Consider the following 1,851-nt stretch of genomic DNA (forward strand, 5'->3'; position numbering starts at 1 on the left):
AACACAGTGGACGCGAGCAACTGAGGACAAGCCCTCGGCCTATTAGTACCAGTCAGCTCCACCCGTTACCGGGCTTCCACATCTGGCCTATCAACCCAGTCGTCTACTGGGAGCCTTAACCCTTCAAGAGGGTGGGAATACTCATCTCGAAGCAGGCTTCCCGCTTAGATGCTTTCAGCGGTTATCCTTTCCGAACGTAGCCAACCAGCCATGCCCTTGGCAGGACAACTGGCACACCAGAGGTTCGTCCGTCCCGGTCCTCTCGTACTAGGGACAGCCCTTCTCAATATTCCTACGCGCACAGCGGATAGGGACCGAACTGTCTCACGACGTTCTAAACCCAGCTCGCGTACCGCTTTAATGGGCGAACAGCCCAACCCTTGGGACCGACTCCAGCCCCAGGATGCGACGAGCCGACATCGAGGTGCCAAACCATCCCGTCGATATGGACTCTTGGGGAAGATCAGCCTGTTATCCCCGGGGTACCTTTTATCCGTTGAGCGACAGCGCTTCCACAAGCCACTGCCGGATCACTAGTCCCGACTTTCGTCCCTGCTCGACCCGTCGGTCTCACAGTCAAGCTCCCTTGTGCACTTACACTCAACACCTGATTGCCAACCAGGCTGAGGGAACCTTTGGGCGCCTCCGTTACTCTTTAGGAGGCAACCGCCCCAGTTAAACTACCCATCAGACACTGTCCCTGATCCGGATCACGGACCCAGGTTAGACATCCAGCACGACCAGAGTGGTATTTCAACGACGACTCCACAACCACTGGCGTGGCCGCTTCAAAGTCTCCCACCTATCCTACACAAGCCGAACCGAACACCAATATCAAACTATAGTAAAGGTCCCGGGGTCTTTCCGTCCTGCTGCGCGAAACGAGCATCTTTACTCGTAGTGCAATTTCACCGGGCCTATGGTTGAGACAGTCGAGAAGTCGTTACGCCATTCGTGCAGGTCGGAACTTACCCGACAAGGAATTTCGCTACCTTAGGATGGTTATAGTTACCACCGCCGTTTACTGGCGCTTAAGTTCTCAGCTTCGCCGACCCGAAAGTCAGCTAACCGGTCCCCTTAACGTTCCAGCACCGGGCAGGCGTCAGTCCGTATACATCGCCTTACGGCTTCGCACGGACCTGTGTTTTTAGTAAACAGTCGCTTCTCGCTGGTCTCTGCGGCCACCCCCAGCTCATGGAGTAAATCCAATCACCAGTGATGGCCCCCCTTCTCCCGAAGTTACGGGGGCATTTTGCCGAGTTCCTTAACCATAGTTCACCCGAACGCCTCGGTATTCTCTACCTGACCACCTGAGTCGGTTTAGGGTACGGGCCGCCATGAAACTCGCTAGAGGCTTTTCTCGACAGCATAGGATCATCCACTTCACCACAATCGGCTCGGCATCAGGTCTCAGCCTTAATGTGTGACGGATTTGCCTACCACACGGCCTACACCCTTACCCCGGGACTACCACCGCCCGGGCTGGACTACCTTCCTGCGTCACCCCATCGCTTACCTAGTACAAGTCTGGTTCGTCGGCTCCACCACTACCCTCAACTCCGAAGAGATCGGGCCGGCTTCACGGACTTAGCATCGCCTGATTCAGTATTGGGCGTTTCAAAGCGGGTACCGGAATATCAACCGGTTGTCCATCGACTACGCCTGTCGGCCTCGCCTTAGGTCCCGACTTACCCTGGGCAGATCAGCTTGACCCAGGAACCCTTAGTCAATCGGCGCACACGTTTCTCACGTGTGTATCGCTACTCATGCCTGCATTCTCACTCGTGAACCGTCCACAACTCGCTTCCGCGGCTGCTTCACCCGGCACACGACGCTCCCCTACCCATCCCA

At 56.2% G+C, this 1,851-nt stretch carries 1 rRNA gene (only partly in view); it reads right to left on the reverse strand.

The annotated features are described in order from the left end of the window. Nucleotides 1–22: 22 nt before the first annotated feature. Nucleotides 23–1,851, reverse strand: a 23S ribosomal RNA gene (locus tag ABT025_RS39185); it runs 1,371 nt beyond the window's last position.

It is taken from the genome of Streptomyces sp. NPDC002809 (assembly GCF_040295435.1).
GTDB lineage: Bacteria > Actinomycetota > Actinomycetes > Streptomycetales > Streptomycetaceae > Streptomyces.